The sequence below is a fragment of the Micromonospora sp. NPDC000089 genome (assembly GCF_042899365.1).
In the GTDB taxonomy this organism is placed as follows: domain Bacteria; phylum Actinomycetota; class Actinomycetes; order Mycobacteriales; family Micromonosporaceae; genus Micromonospora.
Genome location: NZ_JBIAZT010000011.1, coordinates 79,130 through 86,148, shown reverse-complemented (window position 1 = coordinate 86,148; position 7,019 = coordinate 79,130). Strand labels below are relative to the sequence as shown.

The following is a 7,019-nucleotide window of genomic DNA, read 5'->3' as shown; positions in this document are numbered from 1 at the left end:
CGGCAAGGGCGAAGAGCAGGGCAAGGGCGAGGACCACGGCAAGGGTGGCGACCCCTCGCAGATGCCCCCGACCGACGGCCAGCCGCCCGCCGACGGTGGCCAGCCGCCCGCCGACGGTTCCGGCCAGCCGCCGGTGGACGGCCAGGGTGGCGGCTTCATGGCCGCCGACCAGGGCCCCGAGGGCGACTGGGCGGCCGAAGAGGGCAAGGGCGACGAGCACGGCAAGCCCGACGAGCACGGCAAGGGCGAGGAACAGGGCAAGGGCAAGGAGCAGGGCAAGGGCGACGAGCACGGCAAGCCCGACGAGCACGGCAAGGGCGAGGAACAGGGCAAGGGCAAGGAGCAGGGCAAGGGCGAGGAGCACGGCATGCGCCCGGGCTCCGAGTACGGCCAGGAGGCCGAGCAGGGCCCGAGCTCCGAGTACGGCCAGGACTCCGAGTGGGGCCAGGACTCCGAGTGGGGCCAGGACTCCGAGCACGGCATGCGGCCGGGCTCCGAGTACGGCCAGGACGAGGAGTCCGGCAAGGGCTCGGAGTACGGCCAGGGCTCGGAGTACGGCCAGAGCTCCGAGTACGGCCAGAGCTCCGAGTACGGCCAGAGCTCCGAGTACGGCCAGAGCTCCGAGTACGGCCAGGGCTCCGAGTACGGCCAGGGCTCCGAGTACGGCAAGGGCTCCGAGTACGGCAAGGGCTCCGAGTACGGCCAGGACGAGGAGTCGGGCTACGGCCAGGACGAGGGCAGCTGGGAGCACAAGAAGGACTTCGTCTACTACGGCGAGGCCGAGGTCTCCGAGGACGCCCGCCCGGGCAAGTACGAGCTCAAGGGCTCGTGCGGCGAGGGTGAACTGGTGGTCCTGCCGAAGGGTGGCGTGGACGGTGGCGACGGTGCGACCAGCACCACCGGTACCGACCGCGGCATGGCCGCCGGTGGGGCGAGCATGATCGGCGCGGCTGCCCTGGGCGGCATCGTGCTGATCCGGCGGCGTCGGGCCAATGAGCTCGTCTGACCTGACGGCGACACGGGCCGGCGGCCGTCACGGGAGACCGTGGCGCGCCGCCGGCGCGGCCGTCGTCGTCCTGCTCGCCATGGCCGGGGCCGGAATGGTCGGCGCCTCGCTGCGGACCGACTCGCCGCCGCCGCGCCCGCCGCACCCGGCCGCCCAGGCCGTCCCGCAGGGCACCCCCACCGCCGACCCGGACGCCGCGACCCCGGCGACCGACGGCCAGGCCGCCGGACCGGAGCCGCTGACCCGGTCCGCGCCCACCACCATCTCCATCCCCCGCATCGGCGTGGCCGCCGAGATCATGCCGTTGGGCACCAACGCCGACGGCACAGTCCAGGTCCCCCCGCTGGACCAGGCCCAGAAGACCGGCTGGTACGAGCCCGGGGTCAGCCCGGGCGAGGTCGGCAACGCGGTGATCGTCGGGCACGTGGACTCGGCGAAGCTCGGGCCGGCCGTCTTCTTCCGACTCGGCTCGCTGACCAGGGGCGACACCATCACGGTGGACCGCGCCGACGGCAGCACCGCCACGTTCACCGTCGACGACGTCCGGTCGTACGCGAAGACCGCCTTTCCCAGCGAGTTGGTCTACGGCCCGAACGACCGCCCGGGACTGCGGGTGGTGACCTGCGGCGGCGACTTCGACAAGACCGCGCGCAGCTACGTCGACAACGTCGTCGCGTTCGCCACGATGACGTCCTGATCCGACGACGTCCTGATACGACGGAACGCGCCGCCGGGCGGGACCGAGGTCCTGCCCGGCGGCGCGTCGGCGTACGGTCAGACGGCGGCGGAGGTCCGCACCAGGGTGCGGATCTGGCGCAGCAGCACCGACAGCGCGGCGAGGTCGGCCCGCGACTCGTCGAACTCCCCCATCGCCCGGCGGGCCCGGTGGATCGAGTTGGCGTTCGACTGCTCCCACTCCTGCACCCGCTCGTGCGGGGGCAGGCTGTCCGAGGTGGAGCCGAGCACCTCCGCGGTGAGCGCGGCCAGCGCGGCGTACAGGTCGTAGCGCAGCGCCATCCGGGCCAGCGTCTGCCAGCGGTCCTCCCGCGGCAGCAGGGAGATCTTCGACAGCAGGTTGTCCACCCGGAACCGGTCGGAGAGGACGAAGTAGACCGAGGCCACCTCGCCCACGTCGCGCCCGGTGGTGGTGGCGGTCTCCACCACGTCCAGCAGGCCGAAGCTGTACATCAGCCGGGTCGCCTGCTCGGCCAGGTCGCGCGGCAGGCCGCGGGACGCCATCGAGTCGATGTGCGCCGCCAGCGCCTCGCGCTCGCTGCCGTAGAAGCGCTCCTCCAGGTCCGGCAGCAGCCGGGCCACGCCGGCCCGCAGCCGGGCGGTCTCCGCCGGCACGTCGATCGGCGAGCGCCGGTTGGTCACCAGCCAGCGCACCGCCCGGTCGAGCAGCCGCCGGGTGTCCAGGTAGACGTTGGTCTGCAGCTCCGGCGCGACCTTGTTGTCCAGCGCCTCGACCGCGTCCCACAGCTCGCCCAGCCCGAACACGTCCCGGACCACCACGTACGCCCGGATCACGTCCGCCGGGGAGGCGGCGGTCTCCTCGACCACCCGGAACACGAACGAGATGCCGCCCCGGTTGATCGCCTCGTTGACCAGGACGGTGGTCACGATGTCGCGGTGCAGCCGGTGCCGGCCCATCCGGTCGGCGAAGCGCTGCCGCATCGGGGTCGGGAAGTAGTTGACCAGGACGTCGGTCGTCCACTCCTCGTCCGGCAGCCCGTCGGCCAGGATCTCCCGTTCCAGGACGATCTTGACGTACGCCAGCAGCACCGCGAACTCCGGCGCGGTCAGCCCCGACTCGGTGCGGACCGCCAGCTCCTCGTCCGGCGGCAGCGCCTCCAGGGCTCGGTCGAGCTGACCGGCCCGCTCCAGCTCGTTGATCATCCGGCGGTGCACCGGGAGCAGCGAGGCCGCCTGCGCCTGGGCGTTGTTGATCGCCCGGGCCTGGTCGTAGTTGTCCCGCAGCACCAGCTCGGCGACCTCGTCGGTCATCTGGGCCAGCAGCTCGTCCCGCTCCGGGACGTCGAGCTCGCCGTCGGCGACCGCCGTGTTCAGCAGGATCTTGATGTTCACCTCGTGGTCGGAGCAGTCCACCCCGGCCGCGTTGTCGATGAAGTCGGTGTAGATCCGGCCGCCGGCCAGGGCGTACTCGATCCGGCCGAGCTGGGTCCAGCCCAGGTTGCCGCCCTCGCCCGCGACCCGGCAGCGCAGGCTCCGACCGTCCACCCGGATGGCGTCGGTGGACTTGTCGCCCACCTCCGCGTTGGTCTGGGTGGACGCCTTCACGTATGTGCCGATGCCGCCGTTCCAGAACAGGTCGACCGGCGCGGTGAGGATCGCCTTCATCAGCTCCTGCGGCGACAGGTGCTGCACGTCGTCGTCGAGCGCCAGCGCGGCCCGCACCTGCGGCGAGATCGGGATCGACTTCGCCGTCCGCGGGTAGACGCCGCCTCCCTCGGAGATCAGCGAGGCGTCGTAGTCCTCCCAGGACGACCGGGGCAGGTCGAACAGCCGCTTGCGCTCGGCGTACGAGCGGGCGGCGTCCGGGTCCGGGTCGAGGAAGACGTGCCGGTGGTCGAACGCGGCCACCAGCCGGATGTGCTCGGACAGCAGCATCCCGTTGCCGAACACGTCGCCGGACATGTCGCCCACGCCGACCACGGTGAAGTCCTGGGTCTGGGTGTCGTGGCCCAGCTCGCGGAAGTGCCGCTTGACCGACTCCCAGGCGCCCCGGGCGGTGATGCCCATCTTCTTGTGGTCGTAGCCGGCGGACCCGCCGGAGGCGAACGCGTCGCCCAGCCAGAAGCAGTGCGCCGCGGAGATCTGGTTGGCGATGTCGGAGAAGGTCGCGGTGCCCTTGTCCGCCGCCACCACCAGGTACGGGTCGTCCCCGTCGTGCCGGACCACGTCCACCGGCGGCACGATCTCGCCGGAGACGATGTTGTCCGTGACGTCCAGCATCGCGCCGACGAACTGCTGGTAGCAGGCGACGGCCTCGTCCCGGTCGCCCGGCTTCTGCTTCAGCACGAAGCCGCCCTTGGCGCCCACCGGCACGATCACCGCGTTCTTCACCATCTGCGCCTTGACCAGGCCCAGCACCTCGGTGCGGAAGTCCTCCCGCCGGTCGGACCAGCGCAGCCCGCCCCGGGCCACCGGCCCGAACCGCAGGTGCACGCCCTCGAACCGGGGCGAGTAGACGAAGATCTCGAACTTGGGCCGGGGCGCCGGCAGCTCCGGGATGGCCTGCGGGTCCAGCTTGAACGCCACGAACGACTTGGGCCGCCCGTCGGTGTGCTTCTGGTAGAAGCTGGTCCGCAGGGTGGCCTGGATCAGCGTCAGGTACGACCGCAGGATCCGGTCCTGGTCGAGGCTGGCCACGTCGTCCAGCGCCGCGCCGATCCGGGTGACCAGCTCGCCGCTGCGCTCCCGGCGCTGCTCGACGCTCAGCCCACCCGGGGCGAACCGGATCTCGAAGAGCTCCACCAGCAGCGCCGCGATCGCCGGGTAGGCGATGAACGTGGACTCCATGTAGTCCTGGGAGAAGACCGTGCCGGCCTGCCGCAGGTACTTCGCGTACGCCCGCAGCACCACCACCTGCCGCCAGGTGAGGCCGGCCCGCAGCACCAGCTCGTTGAAGCCGTCCACCTCGGCCTCGCCCCGCCAGGCGGCGGCGAAGGCGTTCTCCACGTGCGGGCGCACCTCGGCCAGCTCCTGGTGCGCCTCGGGCAGCCGCAGCCCGAAGTCGTACAGGAAGACCCGGCCGTCGATCCGGTCCACCTCGTACGGGTGCTCGTCGACCACCCGGACGCCCAGCGAGTGCAGCACCGGCAGCACCATGGAGAGCATCATCGGCTCGCCGTACCGGTAGACCTTGAACCGGACGTCCATGCTCTCGTCGACGTCGGCCTGGTCGGACCCGTTGGCGCGCGGCGCGAGCTGCTTGCGGAACAGGTGCATCTCCAGCTGGCCGGGCTCCTCCAGCAGCTCCAGCTTGGCCAGGTCCTTCATCGCCTCGTACGGCGTGTGCCCGTCCTTGTAGCCCTCCGGGAACGCGTCGGCGTACCGGGCGAACAGGTGCTTGGCCTGCTCGTCGCCGAGCTTGCGCTCCAGCACCAGCCGGTAGTCGTCGTCCCACAGCCGGGTGGCGTCGGCCAGCTCCTCGGCGAGCAGGTCGGCGTCGATCTCGCCGGGCGGGTTGCCCGGATCGGTGCGCACGATGAAGTGCACCCGGGCCAGCATCGACTCGGTCACCCGGGTGGTGTAGTCCACCCCGACGCCGTTCAGCTCACGCAGCAGGATGTCCTGCATGCGCAGCCGGTTCTGCGTGGTGAAGCGGTCCCGGGGCAGGTAGATCAGGCAGGAGATGAATCGCCCGTACGCGTCCCGGCGCAGGAACACCCGCAGCTGCCGGCGGCCGGCCATTCGCAGCACGCCGATCACCGCGTGGTACAGGTCGTCGGTCTTGATCTGGAACAGCTCGTCCCGGGGGTAGGTCTCCAGGATCTGCAGCAGGTCCTTGCCGGAGTGGCTGCGCTGGCTCAGGCCGGAGCGGTCCAGCACCTCGGCGACCTTGCGCCGGACCACCGGCAGCTCCCGGACGCTGGTCCGGTACGCGGCGGTGGAGAACAGCCCGAGGAAGCGCCGCTCGCCGACCACCTCACCGGCGTCGTTGAAGATCTTGAAGCCGATGTAGTCCAGGTAGGCGGAGCGGTGCACGGTGGCCCGCGAGTTGGCCTTGGTGATGATCAGCAGTCGCTTCTCCATCACCTTCTGGTGCGCCTCGGGGGTCATCGAGGACAGCGTCCGGGCCTCGGGCGAGTCGGAGCGCAGGATGCCCAGGCCGGTGCCGAGCACCGCCTCCAGCGCCGGGCCGGCGCCGGTCTCCGTGCCGTCGGCCTCGACCAGCCGGTACTCCCGGTAGCCGAGGAAGGTGAAGTGGTCGTGGGCCAGCCAGCGCAGCAGCTCCACCGAGTCGGTGATGTCCTTCTCCGGCACCGGCGGGCGATTGTCCGACGTCCGGGCGGAGGCCAGCTCGTCGGCGAGCGCGAGGGCCCGCTGCCGCATCTTCGGCCAGTCCTCCACCGCCTCGCGGACGTCGGTCAGCACCCGCTGCAGCTCGCGGCGCACCTGCTCGCGCTGCGCGGCGTCGCGGACCGGGTCGACCTCGATCCGCATCCAGCTCTCGACCAGGTCGCCGGCGATGGCGTCGTCCGGCTCCACGTCGGCGGAGACCTCGGTCAGCCGGCCGAGCGGCTCGCGCCGGACCACCACCAGCGGGTGCACCAGCAGGTGCACGTCCAGGTGGTGGGCGTTGAGCAGCGCGGTCACCGAGTCGACCAGGAACGGCATGTCGTCGGTGACGATCTCGATCACGGTGTGGTGCTGGTCGGCGTCCGGCTCGTGGATCCGCAGCTTCAGCTCACCGGGCACCCGCTGCTGGGCGAGGTCGCGGTGCGCCCGGGCGGCGTCGAGCATCTCCTCGGCGGTGAGCCCGATCAGCTCCTCGTCCGGCGCGAACCGCCAGAACCGGCTCACCAGGGTCGCCGCGTCGTGGTCGTCGCCGGCCAGCGCGACCGCCTGGGCGACCAGGCGCTCCGCGTTGGGCACCGGGGCGTCGAGGTCGCTGTCCTCCACGTCGTCGCTGAGGACTTCCGGCGGAAGCCCCAGGTCGTAGAGGGTGTCGACGCTCGAACCGGTCATCCCGGTCACCCCTGTGTCGAGTCGGCCGAAGCCGTCCCCGTCGGTCGCCGAATCGAAGCTGTCCTCCCGGGCGGTGTCGCCCTGCCGGAGGTCGGGTCCCGGTTTGATCGCCGGACGCCGGTCCATCGGTGCCACTCCCCTCGACCCACCGCGTTGTGGGTCACTCTGCCGCCCAGCCTAGGCCCTGCCGGTTCGTACGTTCGTCGGCGGACCACCGGCCGGTCGTCCGGTTCGGGACTCTGTCCTTTCACCCGTTGCAGATCCGTGGTGGGCCGGTTGCGGAGTACCCCGACTCGGG

At 71.7% G+C, this 7,019-nt stretch carries 3 protein-coding genes; 2 read left to right on the top strand and 1 reads right to left on the bottom strand.

The features are described 5' to 3' along the window. Positions 1 to 1,006: hypothetical protein (locus ACFY3U_RS20600; protein WP_387203891.1), on the top strand; the 1,006-nt coding region annotated here is incomplete at its 5' end. Between the two features lies 1 nt (position 1,007). Beyond that, positions 1,008 to 1,703: a class F sortase gene (locus ACFY3U_RS20595; protein ID WP_387204235.1), complete on the top strand. Its 696-nt coding sequence runs from the start codon at positions 1,008 to 1,010 to the stop codon at positions 1,701 to 1,703. Between the two features lie 77 nt (positions 1,704 to 1,780). Here ACFY3U_RS20595 and ACFY3U_RS20590 read toward each other — a convergent pair whose 3' ends face one another. Continuing rightward, positions 1,781 to 6,847: an NAD-glutamate dehydrogenase gene (locus ACFY3U_RS20590; RefSeq protein ID WP_387203888.1), complete on the bottom strand. Its 5,067-nt coding sequence runs from the start codon at positions 6,845 to 6,847 to the stop codon at positions 1,781 to 1,783. Between the last annotated feature and the right edge of the window lie 172 nt (positions 6,848 to 7,019).